Source organism: Tautonia plasticadhaerens (assembly GCF_007752535.1).
Taxonomy (GTDB): domain Bacteria; phylum Planctomycetota; class Planctomycetia; order Isosphaerales; family Isosphaeraceae; genus Tautonia; species Tautonia plasticadhaerens.
In genome coordinates this window covers 1013046-1032027 of record NZ_CP036426.1, presented here as the reverse complement: position 1 = coordinate 1032027, position 18982 = coordinate 1013046, and the positions used below count along the sequence as shown (strand labels likewise).

Genomic DNA, 18982 nt, shown 5'->3' with positions numbered 1-18982 from the left:
CGACGCATGACCGAGCCCTCCAGCACCCCGACCAGCCTGGCCAGCACCTCGGGCCGGACCTGGGACGACGCCTCGTCCCCCGCCGCCGCCCGGCTCGCCCGCCGCTTCGAGGAGGACTGGAGGCGCTCGAAGCTCGGCGCCCGGCCCGACCCCGCCTCGTATCTGCCCGACGCCGAGGAGGAGCGCCCCGGCGCCTGGCTCGCCCTGCTCCGGGCCGACCTCGGCCTGCGATGGGACGACGGCCAGGAGCCGTCGGTGGAGCAATACCGCCTGCGCTACCCCGGGCTCGACCCCGAGGTGGTCGTCGGCCTGCTCTACGAGGAGTTCTGCCTGAAGGAGGAGGCCGGGGCCGCCGCCGACCCGCTGGAGTACGAGCGTCGCTTCCCCGAGCTGGCGCCGAGGCTCCGCCGGGTGTTCGACATCCACGCGCTGGTCGGCGGCCCGAACGCGCCGACGCTCGGCTCGATCGGCGCCACGATGACCACCGGCGGCCAGCCCCGGACGAGGAGGGCCGGCGACGACCCGGACCCCGATCTGTCCTCGTTCCCGGAGGCGGGGGAGACGATCGGCGGCTTCCGGCTGATCGAGGAGCTGGGCCGGGGCTCCTTCGCCCGGGTCTACCTCGCCCAGGAGCGGCTGCTGGCCGACCGGCCGGTGGCGTTGAAGGTGGCGACGGCGGGGTCGAGGGAGCCGCAGACCCTCGCTCGCCTGCAGCACACGCACATCGTCCCGGTCCACAGCTACCGGGTCGACCCGGTCTCGGGCCTGCACCTGCTCTGCATGCCCTACTTCGGCCGCCTGACCCTGGCCGCCGTGCTGGCCGACCCGGCGACGGCCTCCGCGCGATCGGGGGGGGAGCTGCTGGACGTGCTCGACCGGCTGGAGCCCCCCGAGGTGGGGCTGCCCCGGCCGTCGACCTCGGCGCGGAGGGCGATGGCGGGCCGGTCATTCTCGGGGGCGATCGCCTGGTGGGGCGCCCGGCTGGCCGAGGCGTTGCAGCACGCGCACGACCGCGGGGTGTTGCACCGGGACGTGAAGCCCTCCAACGTGCTCGTCACCGGCGACGGCCTGCCGATGCTGCTGGACTTCAACCTGGCGATGGGCCCGAGGATCGAGGGCTCGGGCGAGGAGGCGGAGACCCTCGGCGGGACGCTCGCCTACATGGCCCCGGAGCACATCGAGGCGCTGGCCGACGGGATCGACTCGGGCGTCGACGCCCGGGCGGACCTGTTCGCGATGGGGGTCGTCCTGTTCGAGGCGATCGCCGGGGACCGCCCCTTCCCGGTCGTCCGCAAGGCGAGGTCGGTGGCCGAGGCCCTCCTGCAGACCGCCCAGCAGCGCCGGGACGGCCCCCCGCCGCTGCGACGGGGGGGCCGGGCCGTCTCCCCGGCGCTGGAGGCGGTCATCCGCAAGAGCCTGGAGCCGGACCCGGCTCGGCGCTACCAGTCGGCCGCCGAGCTGGCCGCCGACCTGCTCGCCGTGGCCGACGACGGCCCGCTCCGGGTGGCGAAGGAGCCGATCGCCAGCCGGTCGCTGCGGTGGGTGCGCCGGAACCGCTGGAGGTTCGCCGTGGCGGCGCCCGCGGTGGTGGCCGGGTCGATCCTGGTGGCGACCCTGCACGACGCCCGGGTCAGGCGGGTCGAGGCCGAGGGGGAGGTCCGCCGGAACATCGACCAGGCCGACGTGAACGTGGAGGCCGGCAAGCTGGAGCAGGCGATCCAGGGTTATCTGTTCGCCAAGACCGCCGCCGCCCGCCACCCGTCGCTGGCCCCGCTGTACTGGGAGGCCGAGGAGAAGCGCCTCTGGGCGACGCACACCTACGCCCTGGAGCTGCTCGTCGGGGAGTTCTTCGCCGAGGCGGAATGGCTCCGCTACCGCCTCTTCGGTTTCGTCGAGCCCGAACGCCCGCCGGGGGACGCGCTGCGGGAGGCGCTCGGCGACTTCGGCGTGTTCAAGACGGTCGACTGGGCCGCCAACCCCGACTTCGACCGGCTGGAGGGGGACCACCGCCGCCGGCTGCTCGACGAGGTCCCCGAACTGCTCTTCCTGAGGGCGGTCCACCTCCGGCTGACCGGGCCGGGGCCGGGGCCGAGGGGGGGGATCGCGTCCGGGGTCGCCGACCTCCGGGATCGGGCCGTCCGGGCGATGCCGGGGGACGACCCGAGGCGGGGCCCCTGGGACGCGCTCTGCGAGGAGTTGGGCGTCACCAGCCCCGCGATCGGGCCGGCCGAGGGGGCGGTCGTGCCGGAGGCCGACCGGCCGAGGTACCTGGCCGAGGCGGCATTCCTGTGGGGGATTGCCCACGCCTCCCGGTTCCAGGAGACGGGGGATCCGGCCGACGCGGCCCGGGCGCTCGCCTCGCTCGAGGCCGCGGCCCGGGGGAGGCCCGACTCGTACTGGCCCCGGTTCTACCTGGCGACCTTCGCCCTGGAGTCGGGCCGGCATTCCGACGCCCTGCGGCACGCCGACGCGGCGGTGGCCCTGAAGCCGGGCTCGCCCTGGGCGCTGTTCAACCGGGCGCTGGCGAACCGGGCCACGGGGGATTCGGCCGAGGCGCTGGGGGACCTCCGGGCCGCCGCCGCCCGGGTCCTGGAACGGGATCGCGACCGGCTCCGGGACCGGATCGACCTGAACCTGGGGCTCGTCCTGCTGGAGCGGGGCGACCGGGCCGGGGCGAGGGACGCCTTCGAGGCGGTGCTCGGCCCGTCGGCCCCCGGCCGGTCGGTGGCCGGGGTCGCGGCCCGCCTGGCGGTCATCTCGGCGGCCTCGCCGGGCTCGGCGTTCGCCTCGGCCGCCGCCGGGCTCGGCGGCGAGTCGGCGATGGCGGCGGCCGGCGGCTCCCGGTTCTCGCGGGCCGCCCGGCTCGACCTGGCCCGGCTCGACGCCGAGGCCGGCCGGCCGGATCTCGCCCTGCTGGCCTACAACGACCTGCTGCTCGACGACCCCGGCCACCGCGAGGCCCGATTGGGCCGGGCCCTGCTGGCGCTCGCCCTGGGGGACGTCCGGGCCGCGGAGGCGGATGCCGACCTGCTCATCGCCGCCGACCGGGACGGACGCCTCGGGCCCGAGGGCCGCCCCCGGTCGCTGCCGGCCTCCTCGGCCGCCGAGGCCTTCGACCTGAGGGCGCGGTGCCGACTGGAGGCGGGCCGGGCCGAGCTCGCCCTGGCCGACGCGGACGAGGCGATGGGCCGTTCGCCGTCGCCGGCCGGCGAGCGGCTGCGGCTCCGGGCGACGCTGGCGACCCGCCCCGGGGGCTCCCTCCGGCTGGACGACCCCTCGGCGATCGACCTGCTCCCCGCACCCGGCCCCGGTCTCGTCGCCGACCTCCGGCACGCCGTCGGGGCGATGGCCGAGCCCCCCCCCGAGCCCGAGCCCTCCCCCGTGCCGAGGATGCTCACCCGGGCGGTCCTGCTCTCGGCGCTGGGCGAGTCGGCCCCGGCCGAGGACGGGGCGACCGACGCGGTGCTCGTCGCCCCCGACGCCTCGCTGCCCCGCCTCGTCCGGGCCCGGATCCGCCACCGATCCGGCGACCTCGACGGCGCCCTGATCGACCTGGACGCCGCCCTCGCGCTCCGGCCCGACGACGCGGACGCGAGGACGCTCCGGGGCCTGGTGCTCGCCGAGGCGGGACGCCCGGCCGACGCCCTGGCCGAGCTGAACCGCTCCCAGGCGATCGGCGCCGACGACGCCGCGCTGCACCGGGCGCGGGCCGTCGCCCTGGCCGCACTCGGCCGGGCGGACCTGGCGGTCCGGTCGCTCACCGAGGCCCTGGACCGGGATCCGCAAGATCCGAGGATTTCGCTGCACCGGGCCCGGCTCCATCGCCGCCTCGGCCTCGTCTCGGCCGCGAGGGCGGACCTCGACCACGCCTCGTCGTGGTCCTCCGACCGCCCCGAGCTGCGCCTGCTGGTCGCGATCTCGAGGTCCCTGACCAACGGCCCGACGCCCCCCGGGCCGACCCCGGGGATGGCCGGCACGGGGTCGGCGGAGTGAACCCCGATCGATCGAGGGCCGCGGCCCGGGGCCCGTCCCCGGCGTGACGGACGGGGGCCGCTCGACGAGAGAGGCGTGGGGGCGACCCGCATCCGGGCCGAGGCGACGACGGCCCCACGGCGCGACGGTCGAGGCCGGGTCCGCCTCACCGCCCGAGGTCGGCCGGGTCCTCGACCCCGTCGGGCCATCGGATGACCGGCGTCGGCAGCCGGCCGGAGAGCGGGTCGGCGGGCCAGACGGCGGTCACCCACCAGCAGAGCAGGGCGAGCAGCAGGTACGTCACCATCGTCGCCCCGACCGACTTCGACCCGAATTTCAGGGCCGTGCCGAACGCCCGGTTCACCCGGCGGCCGGCGAGGTCGACGCTGCACCACTCGTCCAGGGCCAGGTGGGAGAGGAACCCGAGGATCACGGCGACGGCCATCAGCAGGCGGATCAGGTGGGAGTCGGACGGGTAGCCGAGGTAGGCGATCGCCCCCCAGATCCCCGCGGTCGGGATGCTGTGGTTCATCCCCCGGTGGACGGTCAGGTACGCCAGGGACCGCCTCAGGAAGTGGCGGACGAGCACGTAGGAGACGATCGCCGCCCAGAGGTGCAGCTCGAAGGGGACGATGATCGACGAGTCGTCGAGGTCCTGCCAGACGGCCACCGCCGCCAGCACGCCGAGCAGCCCGCTGAAGCCCCGGAGCTGCACCGAGCTGTCGGAGTCGAGATCCGGCAGCAGCCCGGCGACCGTGACCAGCAGCGCCGCCACCGAGCCGTAGACCCAGTGCAGGCCCATTACCACCGCCGCCCCCCAGGCGTAGAAGACGCCGAGGAAGCCGGCGAAGCCGACGTGCTGGCGGAAGTTCCCCATCGTTGCGACCTCGCCCCTCGCGCCCGGCCCGACCCCCGATCCTCGACGATCGGCCATCGTACCGTCCCGCGGCCGGGCGTCGAGCCGAGCCGGCCGGGGACCGGGCCGATCCCCGGGCGATCGACCCGGAGATCGACCGCCCGAGGGGAGGCGACCGGGTTCCTCCCGCGGCCGGGGCGTGTTACGGTCCGGGTCGGTTCGACGGGGGAGGCCGACGCCCGGGGTGACGGGGGCGCCATGTCGGGGAACGCGGGATCGACGACCGGAGGGGCCCCGACGCCCCCCGACCCGAGGTGGGCCTCGCCGGCCGCCCGGTCGGGGGTCGGGACCGGAGGTGATCGCGTCTATTACCCCGGGCTCGACGGGCTCCGGGCCGTGGCGATCGCGCTGGTCTACTGCTTCCACGACCGGGAATTGGACCTGCTCGAACGGCTCTCGCAAGCATTGGCGTTGCCGCTGGCCCTGCTCGTCGACCCGATCCTCAGGCTCGCCGGGCTGCCCGAGATCTCCTTCCGGATGCGGTCGCTCGTCTCGCCGCTGCGGGAGAACGGCTGGATCGGCGTCAACATCTTCTTCGTGCTCAGCGGGTACCTGATCACGACGCTGCTGCTCCGCGAGCGGGAGCGATTCGGCCGGGTGGACCTGCGGTCGTTCTGGATCCGGCGAATCCTGCGGATCTGGCCGCTGTATTACCTCGTCGTGCTGATCTGCTTCGTCCTCACGCCGCTGGCGAGGGCGGCCGTCGGGATCGACCCGGGCCCCTGGAGACGGCTCGCGGCCGACCGGCTGCCGGCGTTCCTGGCGTTCCTGGGGAACTGGTCGCTGGCGAACGGGGGGCCGGTGCCCTCGGACTCGATCTCGGTGCTCTGGAGCGTCTGCGTCGAGGAGCAATTCTACCTCGTCGTGCCCCTGATCGTGGCCTGGTCGGGGGGGCGGTGGCGGGTCGCGCTGGTCGCCGGGCTGATGGCGGCGGCGATCGCCTGCCGGTACGCGCTCGCCGACGCCGGGTATCGGGGGGCCGCCCTGCGGTACAACACGCTCGCGAACCTGGACACGTTGCTCGCGGGCGTGATGCTGGCGCTGCTGGCGCGGGGGCGGTCGGGGGCGGGGCCGGCGTCGCTCTGGGGGACGAGGCTCGCGGTGGTCGGCGGGGGGGCCGCCATCTACTCGATCACGCTCGGCTACGCCGAGGCGCCCTGGCGACGGGCGGCCGACGACGTCCTGGTGTGGGCCTGGGCGGTCGCGCTGGTCGCATGGGCGGCGTCGGGCCGCGACCGGACCTCGGGGTTCCTGGCCAGGCCGACGATGGTCTGGCTCGGCCGGGTCAGCTACGGGCTCTATCTCTATCACGAGATCGCCCTGGGGCTGGTCTCCTGGGCATCCCGGGCGCTGCCCCGTTCTCCCGAGCTGGGGACGGTGGCCGCCCTGATGGGCCCTGCGGCCACGATCGGCCTGGCGGCGGCCTCGTACTACGGCATCGAGCGGCCCTTCCTGCGCCTGAAGGCCCGCTGGACCCGCGTGCCCTCGCGGCCGGTCGACCGGCGTGAGGAGGGATCGGCCCGTGACGTGCCGGCCGGAGATGGTACGATGGCCGTCCTCCCGGAGCACCACCCCGAGCCGTCTCCCGGCGGCCCAACCGCGCAAGACGAGCCGTGATCCGCCCCCCTCGCCATCCGGTCGCCCGCCTGTCCGCGATCGTCGCGTCGGTCGTCCTGTTGATGACGGCGGTCGCGTCGGCGGTCCTGTCCCGGGTCGCCGGCCCGGACCCGGACCGTCGCGGTCCGACGATCGCCGCGCCGAGGGCGCACCTGGACGAATGGGTCGGCCGGCACGCCCGGCACGTCTCCCGGGCGATGGCGGGGCCGGCCCCCCTGCTCCTGCTCGGCGACTCGATCACCCGGGGCTGGCTCGGCCCGGCCCTCGACGGCGAAGACTCGGCGCTCGATCGGCTCCGCCGGCGACGCCTCGACTCCCGAGGCGCCGTGAACTTCGGCATGGACGGCGACCACGTCGAGCACCTGCTCTGGCGGCTCCGCCACGGCGGGCTCGCCGGGCTGAGGCCGGAGCTGGTCGTGCTGCTCGCGGGGACGAACAACATCGGCCTCGACGCGCCCGAGGCGATCGCCGAGGGGGTCGTCGCCCTGGTCGACGAGATCCGCCGCCGCAGCCCGGACTCGGTCATCCTCGTGATCGGCATGCTGCCCCGGGGGACGACCCTCGGCCACGGCCAGCCGGCCATCTCGGACGTGCCCGACCCGCGCATCGCCGAGATCAACCGCCTGCTCGCCCCGATCGACGCCCGCCCCCGCGTCGCCTTCCTCGACTTCGGCCACCGCCTGCTCGACGAGGACGGCCGAGTCGTCCGCTCGATGCAGCCGGATCTGCTGCACCTCTCGACCGAGGGCTACGGGGCCTGGGCCGACGCGATGGAGCCGACCTTGCGGCTGTTCTTCGGCCCGCCCCCCGGGGCCGACGCCGGTGATCCGCGTCTTCTGTCGGGGAGCCCGGCGGGGTAGGATCCGGGGCCACCCGGTCGACCGGGTCGATCGGCCGAACGACACCGAGGAGCGACGCGACGATGACCTCGCGAACCGCCTGGACCCTCCTTGCCACGATGGCCCTCTTGCCGACCCCCTCGCCGGCCGTCGAGCGGGAGGACGACCGGCTCGACGCCTACTTCCGGGAGTACCTCGACGCCTGGTTCGCCGACGAGCCCCTCTCGGCCACCCGGCTGGGCGACCACCGCTTCGACGACCGGCTCGACGACCTCTCGCCCGAGGCCCGGGCCGGCTGGGTCGGTCGCGACCGCGCATTCCTGGACGACCTGCCCCGCCGGGTCGACTACGACGCCCTCTCCCGGGACGGGCAGGTCGATTACGAGATCTTCCGCCACCACCTCGACTCCGCCCTCTGGCTCGCCGAGCACTTCGACCCGTTCGTCGAGGACCCCCGCGTCTACGTCGGCTACACGACCGAGGGGGTGTACCTGCTGCTCACGCAGTCGACCCTGCCGAAGGCGACGAACCTGGCCAACGCGATCGCCCGGATCGGGCAGGTGCCCCGGGTCGTCGAGACGGCGAAGGCCACGCTCTCGGCCGGGGAGACGCCCCGCGTGAAGGTCGAGACGGCGATCCTCCAGACCAGGGGGGCGATCGGCTTCTACACCGACGAGGTCTTCCTGCTCGCCGATCGCCCCCGGGGGGAGGGGGAGCTGGCCGAGGCCGCCGGGGCCGCCGTCGAGGCGTTGCGGGGCTACCTGGAATTCCTGGAGGGCGAGCTGCTGCCCGAGGCCGGGGAGGGCTGGCGGATCGGGCCCGAGCTGTTCGCCGAGAAGGTGGGGCGGGAGCTGGACTCCGGCCTGACCGCCGCCGAGATCCTCGACGAGGCGAGGGCCGAGGCCGAGCAGGTCGAGGCCGAGATGGCCGTCCTCTCCCGGCAGATCTGGTCCGGCCTATTCCCGGGCGAGGTCATCCCCCCCGACGACGAGCGGGGCCGCCGGGCGATGATCCGCCGCGTGCTGGGGCGGATCGGCGAGGAGCACGGCACCCCCGAGGGCCTGGTCGAGGACGCGACCGCCACCGTCGACGCGATCAAGGCGTTCATCGCCGAGCGGGGCGTCCTCGAACTGCCGGAGCCCGACCGCTGCGCGATCATCGAGATGCCCGAGTTCATGAGGGGCAACTCGGTCGCCTACCTCAACCCCGCCCCCCCGCTCGACCCGGGGGGCGGCAGCGAGTACGCCATCAGCCCGCCCCCGGGCGACTGGGACGAGGGCCGGGTCGACAGCTTCCTCCGCGAGTACAACGCGAGGATGCTCCGGATCCTGACGATCCACGAGGCCTACCCGGGCCACTACGTCCAGCTCGAATACGCGAACCGATGCCCGTCGCTGATCCGCAAGGTCCTCTCCTCCGGCACCTTCGCCGAGGGGTGGGCGGTCTACACCGAGCGGATGATGCTCGACGAGGGCTTCGGCGAGGGCGACCCGAAGTTGCGCCTCCAGCAGCTCAAGTTCTACCTGAGGGCCGTGGTCAACGCGATCCTCGACCACGAGATGCACGCCGGCGACATGACCGACGACGAGGCCCTGGACCTCCTCATGGACCGCGCCTTCCAGACCGAGGGAGAAGCGGTCGGGAAGGTCATCCGCTCCAAGCAATCCTCGGCGCAGCTCTCGACCTACTTCGTGGGCCGCGTCGCCTTCCACCGCCTCCGCCGGGACATCCAGCTCGAGCAGGGGGACGAATTCGACCTCGGCCGCTACCACGAGGCCGCGCTTTCCCACGGCACCCTGCCGGTCAAGTACCTGCCGGAACTGGTCCGGCGGTCGCTGGGCATGGAGGCGGCGGGCGACTGATCGCAGTCCCCCCGGGGGGAGGGCCATCGCCCTCCCCCCGGGGGACATCGCGGGGGGATCAGGCGGCGCGGAGCCAGTCGCGGATCCGGCCGAGTTCGCCGGTCCAGCTCGCGTCGAGGCGGCGACGGACGTAGCTGCCGTAGAGCAGGTCCACGGTCTCGGTGAGGTGCCGGAGGTAGTCGATCCGGCCTTCGTGCGCCTCCCGGCCCGAGACGCCGTCTTCCTTGGGCAGGGCCGCGCCGGAGACGGCCATCGTCTCGGCCTGGATCGTCAGCTCGTAGGTGGACCCCTGGCGTTCGATCAGCAGGCCGGCCTTGCGGGGGAGCTTGCCGGACTGGAGGGCGCGGAGGGCCTCGGGCATGCGGGTCGGGCCCTCGTAGGAGAGGCTGTCCCGGCCGGTCTCGCCCCGGGGGCAGTCGAGCTGCAGGGTCTTGGAGATCATGACCGAGCACTCGGAGCCGTCGGCCAGGGTGAGCACGTCCCCCTCGTTCTGGAGCGTGTGCCAGAGCCAGAGGAGGAACTCGTTGCCCCAGTAGTCCCGGCTGGTGGGGTCGGCCTCGGCCCAGGCGATCGAGGAATAGAGGGCCGAGTCCCCGTCGCCGAAGAGGGCGAGCGGGACGGCGTCGTAGATGGCGTCGTCGCGGCCCATCTCGGCGGCGATGGAGGCGGCGAGCACCCCGGCGGTGACCGGCTCGAGGGTGCGGTCGAACGTCTCCCGGAAGAGCGGGAGGAGGCGGTCGAGCACGGCGTTGGAGGCGGCGCCGGCGTAGAGGGTGTTGGTCCGGCCGTCCCAGAGCATCGGGTGCATCTTGCGGCGTCGATAGCGGCCGTCGGCGGCCTCGGCCTCGGCCCGGACCTTGGCGGCCTCCTTGGCCTCCTCGCGCTGGGCCTTGGTGGGCCTGCCGCTGGGGTTCTGCGCGGCCCGGGCGTCCAGCTCGATCTGGGTGTAGGCCTTGAGCAGGTCGCCGGGGATCTTGTCGGCGTCGATCCTCAGTCCCAGGTGCAGGGCGTCGTTGACGACGTTCTTGCCCGGCTCGAAGGTCATGTCGAGCACGTGGTTGCCGCCCGACCAGCCGAAGTGGACGCCGTCGGTCGGGTCGGCGTCGCCGTGCCGGCCGATGCCGTGGGCGGAGGCCTTCTCCAGGGTCTCCTCGTCGAACGGCAGCGGCGCATCGCCGCTGACCCGGAATCGCATGTAGCTGACGCGCCCGTTCAGGAAGCCCATGGGTCGGCGCTCCTCCGATTGACCAGGTCCCGGGGCGGGCGAGCGATCCTCGCGGGCCCGGGGACGGAACATCCTGTCGCCTGCCAATCATCGGCCCGCCCGGGCCGGCTCCCGAACCGACTCGGGACGCCCCGGGAGCCCGGGGCGCCGCTCGTGACGGTCGGCACCGACCCGGGAGGCGGGGCAACCCTTGCGGCCTGAGCAGGCGTCCCCCCCGGTCGGCGGCCCCCGAGGGCCCCGACCGCCTCCCGCCGCCCCGTCGCGCCGCATGCCCGCCCCGGTCGGCGGCCCGGGGGGGTCCGATCCCGCCGGGAGACCTCTCGGGGATCTGGACACCCATGCTCGAATGAGATAAACCAATCTCTTCTGCCTGCTCTCCCCCCCGGATCGGGCCGTCGACCTCCCGGGCGTCGTCGGCCACTCCTGCCCACCCCCGGAGCCTCGGAACCATGTTCGTCCGGCCCCTCCTGCTCGTGTTCGCCAAGTCCCCCATCCTGGGTCAGGCGGCCCAGTCCGTCGCGGCCGGCGTGCTCGGCATGACGATGCTCTCCTCGATCGTGGCCCATTCCAAGGGCACGAGCGGCGAGGTGGTCCTCCACGTCGTCGAGCCCGACGTCGAGGTGATCTTCGGCGGCGAGTCGTTCCGGGTGGAGGGTCGGCGATACGAGCCGATCGTCCGCGAACTGTCGCCCGGCGGCCACCGCCTCCGGGTGGAGCGAGACGGCCGGGTGCTCCAGGATGAGCACTTCCGGGTGGAGCGCGGGGGGTTCCTCGTGCTCACCGCCTGGGACGCGAACGGGAAGGACCGCGAGGCGGCCGGGTCCGGCTCCCCGAATGTCCGCTGAACCCGGCCCGAGGGGCGGCTCGTCGCTCCGGTGGACGGCGCCCGAACCGTCGTGCTAGGCTACGGGTCGGACAGTCTCGATCCGAGTGGGCGAGGCCGCCCCGTGCCGGCATCGTGGGTCGGAGGGGGCGGGGCGTCGCCCCAGAAGGGCCGGCCCGGACGGGCCGGGCGCGCATCCCGATGGTCCAGATCCAGTTGCCGGACGGTTCGGTCAAGGAGTTCCCCGAGGGCGTGCGGCCGAGGGACGTCGCCGCCTCGATCGGCAAGCGGCTGGCCGAGGCCGCCGTCGCCGCCGTGGCCGACGGGACGGTCGTCGACCTCGACCGACCGCTGGAGGACGGCACCGGGGCACCGATCGCCTTCCGGGTCCTGACCCCCAGGGACGCCGAGGCGATCGACGTGCTCCGGCACTCGACCGCCCACGTGATGGCCCGCGCCGTGCTCCGCCTGTTCCCCGACGCCCGGCTCGCCTTCGGCCCGACCACCGCCACCGGCTTCTACTACGACATCGACCTGCCCGGCTCTCGGACCATCTCCGAGGACGACTTCCCGGCCATCGAGGCCGAGATGCAGAAGATCGTCGCCTCGGCCGAGCCCTTCGAGCGCTTCACCCTCCCCGCCGACGACGCCCGCCAGTTCTGCGAGGACCTGGGCCAGCAACTCAAGGTCGAGCACATCGACCAGGAACTGCACAAGTTCGGCATCCTCTCCTTCTACCGCCAGGGGGAGTTCGTCGACCTCTGCCGGGGGCCCCACATCCCCCACGCGGGGAAGGTCGGCGCGTTCAAGCTGCTCTCGATCGCCGCGGCCTACTGGAAGGGCCGGACCGACGGCCCGATGCTCCAACGCCTCTACGGCACCGCCTTCTTCGACAGGAAGGACCTGGACGCCTACCTCACCCAGATCGAGGAGGCCAAGAAGCGCGATCACCGCAAGATCGGCAAGGAGCTGAATCTCTTCACCATCTCCGAGAGGGTCGGCTCGGGCCTGATCCTCTGGATGCCCAAGGGGGCGATCGTCCGGGGGATCCTGGAGCAGTTCCTGAAGGACGAATTGCTCAAGCGAGGCTATGAGCCGGTCTACACGCCTCACATCGGGAAGATCGAACTCTACGAAACGAGTGGCCATTACCCTTACTACCGAGACTCACAATTTCCCCCATTTTATGCTCACCCATTGGCTCCGTGGGCAGAACTGAACAGAGACAGGCTTGACGTTAAATTTCGTGACCTCCCGATGGGCGTTGAATCGGAGGATATGAAGAGAGAGGAAAACATCCTCGCACATGCAGAAAAGCTCGACGAAGAGTTCAGAGCTGAGGCATTAAAGCATCCGGACTTTCCATTTGAAAGATACCATACTGGACCGATCAGCAAGGTTTTCGAATTGAGGAGACGATATGAATTTCTCGATGGCTGGTTAGTCCAACAAGATCAGTACCTCCTCAAGCCGATGAACTGCCCACACCACATCCAGATCTACGCCGCCCAGCCCCGCAGCTATCGCGACCTCCCCGTCCGCCTGGCTGAGTTCGGCACCGTCTACCGGTATGAGCAGTCGGGGCAGCTCGCCGGCCTGACCCGGGTCCGGGGGTTCACCCAGGACGACGCCCACCTGTTCTGCACGCCAGACCAGGTCCGGGGCGAATTCCGGGCCACGATGGAGCTGACCCAGTACGTGCTCGGCAGCCTCGGGCTGCATGACTACCGGGTTCGGCTCTCCAAGAGCGACCGGGACGACCCGAAGTTCAAGGGCGCCGACTTCGACGTCTGGGAGCGGGCCGAGGCCGACATCCGCTCCGTGCTCGACGAGATGGGCCTCCGGTACGAGGAGGCCGCCGGCGAGGCCGCCTTCTACGGCCCGAAGGCCGACTTCGTCGTCCGGGACTGCCTCGGCCGCCAGTGGCAGCTCGGCACCGTGCAACTCGACTACGTCCTCCCCGAACGCTTCGAGCTGGAATACACCGGGGCCGACAACACGCCCCACCGCCCGGTGATGATCCACCGGGCCCCGTTCGGCTCGATGGAACGCTTCATGGGCATCCTCATCGAGCACTTCGCCGGCGCCTTCCCGCTCTGGCTGGCCCCGGAGCAGGTCCGCGTCCTGCCGATCTCCGACAAGTTCGTCGACTACGCCGACCGCGTCCTCGAAGAGCTGAAGGCCGCCGGCCTGAGGACCTCGGTCGACCGTCGCCCGGAGAAGGTCAACGCACGGATCCGGGACGCCCAGCTCGAGAAGATCCCGGCCATGCTCGTGGTCGGCGCCAACGAGGTCGAGGCCGGCACCGTCGCCTTCCGGGACCGGATCGACGGCAACCTCGGCAGCATGCCGCTCGCCGAGGCCGTGGCCCGACTCCGGGCCGAGGTCGACGGCCGGGTGATCCGGCAGGCCGCCGCCCCCTCGCCCCCCGAGGCCGTGACCCCGGAGTCCGAGGGGGAGAAGCACGCCTACTGATCGCTCGCCGCGAACTCCTGCCGACGAGGAGGGTCGTGATCCCCATGGCCAAGCGTCGAAAGAAGCCGAAGAAGGTGGCTCCCAGGACGCGGCGCGATCCCCAGGTCGTGCTGCTCCTGGAATACGACATCACCTATGAGCCGATCGACGACCCGGAGCAGGACCGCCTCCCGGGCGTCGTCCGGGAGCAGATCCAGCGACTCCACGAGGGCTCGCAGTCCCGCCCCCGCGAAGCGATCCCGGACCTCATCGACCTGATCGGGCGATATCCCGATGTCAGGGTCCTGTACAACTACCTCGCGGTGGCCTACTCGCTCACTCGACAGGACGCCAAGGCCGAGGAGACGATCCGGGAGAACCTCCGGAGGCACCCCGATTACCTCTTCGCCCGCCTGAACTACGCCGAGACGTGCCAAGCAGACTGCACCTCAAGCGACCGGTGGTGCAGCACCCCCGGCGGCGGTTACGATCAGCGCCGCCGCGCTGCTTGAGCTGGCGGCGTGGTGCCGACATCACCTGACCTCGGCATCGGGAGACATCGCATGTCCGTCGCCCCCCGTCACAACGCTCCCCCCCGCGCCTGACGACGGCGCCCTGCCCACCGCCGACGGTCGCACCGACGATCTGGGCCCGCCTGCCGGCCGACCGGCAGCGACAGCTCCGCGACCTGCTCGGCCAACTCCTCGCCAGGCTCCTGGCGGCCACCCGAAGCGAGGAGGCCGGCCATGAGTGACGCAACCCGCTCGCCCAAGCTCCGGCCCTGGCATCTCGACCGGGCGGCCTTCGTCTACGTCCGCCAATCCACACCCCAGCAGGTGCTCGACCACCGCGAGTCCACCGACCGGCAGTACGCCCTGGCCGACCGCGCCGTCGCCCTCGGGTGGCCACGGGACCGCGTCACCACGATCGACGACGACCTGGGCAAGAGCGGCCAGTCGATCGAGGGCCGGCCCGGGTTCCAGCGGCTGCTGGCCGAGGTGGCGCTCGACAACGTCGGGCTGATCCTCGGCCTGGAGATGAGCCGGCTGGCCCGGTCCAACCGCGACTGGCACCAGCTGCTCGAGCTCTGCGCCCGCTTCCGCGTGCTCCTGGCCGACGCCGACGCCGTCTACGACCCGGCCGACCACAACGACAGGCTCCTGCTGGGCCTGCACGGCATGTTGAACGAGGCAGAACTTCATGTCATCAAGGAGCGGATGTGCCAGGGCCGGCTCAACAAGGCCCGCCGGGGCGAGCCGATGGGCTCCCCGCCGCTGGGCTACGTACGCCTCGCCTCGGGCGAGTGGGCGATCGACCCCGACGAGCAGGTCCAGGCGACCGTGCGGCTGATCTTCGACCGGTTCGACCGCGAGGGTACCCTGCACGGCCTGCTCCGCTACCTGGTCCACCACGGGGTCCGCATCCCGATCCGACCCCGCCACGGCCCCAACCGCGGCGGGTTGGAGTGGCGGCGGCCGAACCGCCCGACGCTGTCGAACGTCCTGCACCACCCGGCCTACGCCGGTGCCTACCGGTTCGGCCACCGGGAGGTCGACCCGCGGCGCAAGCGGCCCGGGCGGCCCGACACCGGCAAGCTGGTCCGCCGCCCGGAGGAGTGCCTGGTGCTGATCCGCGACCGGCTGCCGGCCTACATCACCTGGGAGCGGTTCTGTGACAACCAGGAGCGGCTGGAGGCCAACCGGGCCCGCCGGGACCGCCCCGGCGCGCCGCGGCAGGGGGCCTCGCTGCTGGCCGGACTCCTGCGGTGCGGGCGGTGCGGCCGGCGGATGCTCGTGCGGTACTCGGGGGCGACGGGCCGGTACAGCTACACCTGTGCCCGCGGGGCGGCCGACCACGCCGAGCCGATCTGCCAGAGCCTCTCCGGGCCGGCGCTCGACGGGCTGGTCGCCGGCCGGGTCCTGGCGGCGGTGGAGCCGGCGGCGCTGGAGGCGAGCTTGGCGGCGGTGGCCGAGGTCGAGCGCGAGCGGTCCGAGCTGGCCCGGCACTGGCGGCTCCGCCTCGAACGCGCCGGCTGCGAGGCCGACCGCGCGGCCCGGCAGTACCAGGCCTGCGAGCCGGAGAATCGCCTGGTCGGCCGCGAGTTGGAGCGGCGCTGGGAGGAGGCGTTGAGGGCGCAGCGGCGCCTCGAGGACGAGCACGAGCGGTGGCGGGGGTCGGCCCCCGGTCGGCTCTCACCGGACGACGAGCGGACGATCCGGTCGCTGGCCGGCGACTTGCCGGCGGTGTGGCAGGCGACGACGACGACGCCCGCCGAGCGGCAGCGGATCGCCCGACTCCTGATTGACCACGTGTCCGTCACCGTGGACAAGGCGAGCGAGCGGGTCGATGTGACGCTCCACTGGTCCGGCGGCATGACCGAGTCGCACGCCATGTCCCGGCCGGTGAAGCGGTACGACCTCCTGGCCGACTACCCCCGACTGGTCGAGCGACTGCGGGGATGGCGCGCCGAGCGGCTCAGCCCGGCGGCGATGGCCGAGCGGCTCAACGTCGAGGGGTTCCGTCCCCCGAAGCGGGCCGAGCGGTTCACGCGGGGGATGGTGCAACGGCTGCTCTGGCACCTGGGGCTGGCCCGCACGCCCTTCGGCAGCCCGGCCGGCCTCGGCCGCGACGAATACCGGCCGTCGTCGCTGGCGCGTCGGCTGGGGGTGTCGCGAGACACGGTGCGGCGATGGGTGCGGGTCGGGTGGTTGACGGCGCATCGCGACGCCCAGGGCCACCACGTGATCTGGGCCGACGGGTCCGAGCTGCGGCGGCTGCGCGAGCTCCGCCGGCTGCCGCGGACGTGGGCGAACAAGGGGCGGCTTGCCGAACTGACCAGACCGAGGCCGCGCCCGGGACGGTAGAGTGAGGGCGGCCCGGCTCAGGGCGAGCCGGGCCGCCCCATCGCGCTCTTGGAGGGCATTATGGCTGGAACATCGAGATCTGCCTGAACGAAGGCCGGCTCGACGAGTTCGCCGAGGTCCTCGACCACAAGTTCGACCTCAAGCTGCTGTACCCGGACCGTCGCACCTTCCACGTCTCCGAGTTCGTCGCGTTCTCCAGCATCGTCGGGGCCTACTTCGTCGCCCTCGACAGGATCGAGGTCGCCGAGCGGTACTACGCCTCCCTCGTCGAGTTGGAGCCCGACCACCCGCTCACCCGCCGGCTCCGGGGCAGGATCGACCGCGCCAACGATTTGCGAGCGATCAAGGAAGCCGGCGGGCAATTGCGGTCGCTGTTCGGCAAGGGTCGTCAGGCCGACCGCGGCCCCGATCGCTGAGCTTCGACGGCCGCCCGCTCCCAGGATCTCCAGGGGCGCCCCAGATCGACCGCGCCAATGGGCTGGGATGCCACCTCGACATCCGAGGTCAATCAGTGAACCTCCAGGGCGACTCCTCGGGGTCAACCTCGGGAGGAGGTCGCCACGCGATTCGGGCCGGGGGCCGGGAGGCCGATCCGGGCGTCCCCGGAGGTCGGGCGTCCGGCGGGGCGGATGTTGCCGGGGAGGCACGCCGGGGGACGGCCGACCTACGCTTCTGCTGACCCGAACCCGAGGACCGAGGCCCGCCGCGATCGTCGTCGGGCCGAGGCCCGGCCTCGACCGCCACGCCGATCGGAGGGTGCCATGCAGCTGGAGATCCGCCACGACAGGACCCCGCTCGACGCGAAGGCCCGGGACCACATCGAGCGTCGACTCGGCTTCGCGCTCGACCGATTCTCCCGGCGGATCGATCGCGTCACCGTCTTCCTGTCGGACCAGAACGGCCCACGGGGCGGCCAGGACCTGCGATGCCGGGTCGTGGTGAACTTGCCGGCCGCGGAGCCGGTGGTGGTGGACGCCACCGAGGCGGGACTGGCCCCGGCGATCGACCGGGCCGCCCACCGGGCCAGACACGCCGTCGGCTCGCTCCTCGGCCGTCGCCGATCCTACCGCCCGCCGGACTGATCGGGCCTCCAACGGACGCCCCCCGGCGAACCCGAACCCGCCGGCCGATCAACCGGCCCGGATCGCCCCCCGGGCCGAGGAGATCCCCAGGCGGAACAGGTCGGAGGCCCGGGCAATCGCCAGGTCCCGACGGCCCCGGGCGGCATCGGGATCCTCGTGGAAGGCGAGAAGCCTGGTGGAGAGGTCGGCGCCGGTCGCGTCGTCGACCTCGACGAGCCAGTCGCCGAGCCCGAGGTCCGGGTACATCCGGCCCTTCCAGGTGTCCGTCGGCTGGCGGACGTAGAGGGCCGGGGTGCCGCCGGCCAGGGCGATGATCGGCGAATGGCACTCCATGCTCACCACCGCGGCCGCCCGCCGGTAGACCGAGGCCGCCTCGTCGGTCAGCCAGAAGCGGTCGAGGGGGACGACGTTCGGCTTCACGTCGTCGGGAAGAGGGTCGAAGACGAGGGGGCGGATGATGTCGACCTGGTAGGTCATCTCCGGGGCGATCAGCACCTTGCCCCCCGTCCCCCGCACCCAGGCCACGACGGCCTCCCGGAGCTTGGCGTGGTCCTGCTCGGCGAACTGCGCGTTGACGGCCGTCCGCTCCCGGATCCGGTCTTCGGAGACCGAGCCGGGACGGATCTCCCAGTAGGGCGTGTAACGCAATCGGGGGACGACGCAGGCGAACCGGCCGGGCTCCAACCCGTGCTCGCCCAGCAGGCGATCGGCCGCCGACTCGTCCCGGAGGTCGAGGGCGAAGGTGGCGTCGGGCACGAACCGGACGTGGGTGCCGTCGAGGCCGGCGTCCCGGACGAGGTCGAGCGACCGGGTCTCCCGGGTGAAGACGAACGAGGCGGCGGCGATCAGGTCCCGGGCATCGTCGTCGATGGCACTGATCGTGACGCCGAACAGGCCGAAGGGCTTCTCGGAGGCGTCCCGCCAGCGTCGGATCGCGGCCGCGCCGACGATCGAGGGGCCGGAGCCGTGGATCAGCAGGTCGGCCCGGGCGATCGCCTCGTCGAGCGTCGGGTCGTCGACCCTGGGCTCCCCCACGAGCTGTTCCCGGACCAGCCGGAGCCGGGGGAACCGGCGACGGAGCATCGGCTCGACGTCCCGGTCGAGCCGGCCGGGCCAGAGGATGACGTCGGCCTCGGGCCAGTGCCGCTCCAGCAGGGCGAGCAGGCCGGGGGTGTGGGCGATGTCGCCGATGTTCTCGGTCTGCCACCCGGACCGGAGCAGGACCGTCGGCGCCTCGGGACGCCCCGGCCCGGGCGTAACGCCGAGCAGGGCCGGGGCGAGCAGGGATCGCAGGGCGTCGCGTCGGGAGAGGATCATGGGAGGGGCCC

13 protein-coding genes are annotated in these 18982 nt (G+C 73.0%); 9 read left to right on the top strand and 4 right to left on the bottom strand.

From position 1 onward, the window contains the following. Positions 1 to 6 precede the first annotated feature (6 nt). Entirely contained in the window at positions 7 to 3993 is a 3987-nt protein-coding gene (locus ElP_RS03885) for a serine/threonine-protein kinase (protein WP_145267384.1), read from the top strand. Between the two features lie 145 nt (positions 3994 to 4138). Here ElP_RS03885 and ElP_RS03880 read toward each other — a convergent pair whose 3' ends face one another. Continuing rightward, entirely contained in the window at positions 4139 to 4849 is a 711-nt protein-coding gene (locus ElP_RS03880; protein WP_197446695.1) for a metal-dependent hydrolase, read from the bottom strand. Between the two features lie 237 nt (positions 4850 to 5086). Between ElP_RS03880 and ElP_RS03875 the strand changes: the two genes are divergently transcribed. From ElP_RS03875 to ElP_RS03865, 3 genes are all read left to right on the top strand, one after another. Then, entirely contained in the window at positions 5087 to 6505 is a 1419-nt protein-coding gene (locus tag ElP_RS03875) for an acyltransferase family protein (protein WP_145267382.1), read from the top strand. Then, positions 6502 to 7365: a GDSL-type esterase/lipase family protein gene (locus ElP_RS03870; RefSeq protein ID WP_145267381.1), complete on the top strand. Its 864-nt coding sequence runs from the start codon at positions 6502 to 6504 to the stop codon at positions 7363 to 7365. Before ElP_RS03875 ends, ElP_RS03870 begins: the two co-directional genes overlap by 4 nt. A gap of 62 nt (positions 7366 to 7427) precedes the next feature. Beyond that, a complete protein-coding gene (locus ElP_RS03865; RefSeq protein WP_145267380.1) occupies positions 7428 to 9206 on the top strand; it encodes a DUF885 domain-containing protein in 1779 nt (592 codons plus the stop codon). Between the two features lie 58 nt (positions 9207 to 9264). Here ElP_RS03865 and ElP_RS03860 read toward each other — a convergent pair whose 3' ends face one another. After that, positions 9265 to 10431 carry a hypothetical protein gene (locus ElP_RS03860; protein WP_145267379.1) on the bottom strand — a complete coding sequence of 389 codons (1167 nt, stop codon included), beginning with the start codon at positions 10429 to 10431 and terminating at the stop codon, positions 9265 to 9267. Between the two features lie 449 nt (positions 10432 to 10880). On the opposite strand from ElP_RS03860, the gene ElP_RS03855 reads away from it, so the two are divergent. From ElP_RS03855 to ElP_RS03840, 4 genes are all read left to right on the top strand, one after another. Beyond that, the gene (locus tag ElP_RS03855) at positions 10881 to 11276 is read left to right on the top strand and encodes a hypothetical protein (protein WP_145267378.1); all 396 of its coding nucleotides are present in this window, start codon (positions 10881 to 10883) and stop codon (positions 11274 to 11276) included. A 179-nt stretch (positions 11277 to 11455) separates the two neighbouring features. Then, complete coding sequence (thrS, locus tag ElP_RS03850; protein WP_145267377.1) at positions 11456 to 13729, top strand: threonine--tRNA ligase; 2274 nt, start codon at positions 11456 to 11458, stop codon at positions 13727 to 13729. A 44-nt stretch (positions 13730 to 13773) separates the two neighbouring features. After that, the gene (locus ElP_RS03845; RefSeq protein ID WP_145267376.1) at positions 13774 to 14220 is read left to right on the top strand and encodes a hypothetical protein; all 447 of its coding nucleotides are present in this window, start codon (positions 13774 to 13776) and stop codon (positions 14218 to 14220) included. A gap of 234 nt (positions 14221 to 14454) precedes the next feature. After that, positions 14455 to 16572, top strand: a complete 2118-nt coding sequence (locus tag ElP_RS03840; protein ID WP_145267375.1) for a recombinase family protein — start codon at positions 14455 to 14457, stop codon at positions 16570 to 16572. A gap of 17 nt (positions 16573 to 16589) precedes the next feature. On the opposite strand, the gene ElP_RS03835 is transcribed toward ElP_RS03840, so the two are convergent. Beyond that, positions 16590 to 16934 carry a hypothetical protein gene (locus tag ElP_RS03835; RefSeq protein ID WP_145267374.1) on the bottom strand — a complete coding sequence of 115 codons (345 nt, stop codon included), beginning with the start codon at positions 16932 to 16934 and terminating at the stop codon, positions 16590 to 16592. 399 nt (positions 16935 to 17333) lie between these two features. Here ElP_RS03835 and ElP_RS37620 point away from each other — a divergent pair, with 399 nt between their 5' ends. Beyond that, complete coding sequence (locus ElP_RS37620; RefSeq protein ID WP_197446694.1) at positions 17334 to 17654, top strand: HPF/RaiA family ribosome-associated protein; 321 nt, start codon at positions 17334 to 17336, stop codon at positions 17652 to 17654. A 48-nt stretch (positions 17655 to 17702) separates the two neighbouring features. On the opposite strand, the gene ElP_RS03825 is transcribed toward ElP_RS37620, so the two are convergent. Beyond that, the gene (locus ElP_RS03825; RefSeq protein ID WP_145267373.1) at positions 17703 to 18971 is read right to left on the bottom strand and encodes a polysaccharide pyruvyl transferase family protein; all 1269 of its coding nucleotides are present in this window, start codon (positions 18969 to 18971) and stop codon (positions 17703 to 17705) included. Positions 18972 to 18982 lie beyond the last annotated feature (11 nt).